We start from the raw sequence: 669 nt of genomic DNA on the forward strand, positions 1-669 counted from the left end.
CGAAGAATGTTATCACGGGAGACACACGGCGGGTGCTAACGTCCGTCGTGAAGAGGGAAACAACCCAGACCGCCAGCTAAGGTCCCAAAGTCATGGTTAAGTGGGAAACGAAGTGGGAAGGCTCAGACAGCCAGGATGTTGGCTTAGAAGCAGCCATCATTTAAAGAAAGCGTAATAGCTCACTGGTCGAGTCGGCCCGCGCGGAAGATGTAACGGGGCTAAACCATGCACCGAAGCTGCGGCAGCAACACTAAGTGTTGTTGGGTAGGGGAGCGTTCTGTAAGCCTGCGAAGGTGTACTGTGAGGTATGCTGGAGGTATCAGAAGTGCGAATGCTGACATAAGTAACGATAATGCGGGTGAAAAACCCGCACGCCGGAAGACCAAGGGTTCCTGTCCAACGTTAATCGGGGCAGGGTGAGTCGACCCCTAAGGCGAGGCTGAAAAGCGTAGTCGATGGGAAACGGGTTAATATTCCCGTACTGGTGGTAACTGCGATGGGGGAACGGAGAAGGCTAGGTTGTCCGGGCGACGGTCGTCCCGGTTCAAGCATGTAGGCAGAGTGATTAGGCAAATCCGGTCACTTAATGCTGAGGTGTGATGACGAACCACTAAGGTGGTGAAGCAATTGATGCCCTGCTTCCAGGAAAAGCCTCTAAGCTTCAGGTTA

General features: G+C 53.4%; 1 rRNA gene. It reads left to right on the plus strand.

Going from position 1 to position 669, the window contains the following annotated elements:
• A 23S ribosomal RNA gene (locus DK857_RS19080) occupies window positions 1-669 on the plus strand; the annotation flags it as partial.

It is taken from the genome of Proteus terrae (assembly GCF_003144325.1).
GTDB lineage: Bacteria > Pseudomonadota > Gammaproteobacteria > Enterobacterales > Enterobacteriaceae > Proteus > Proteus terrae.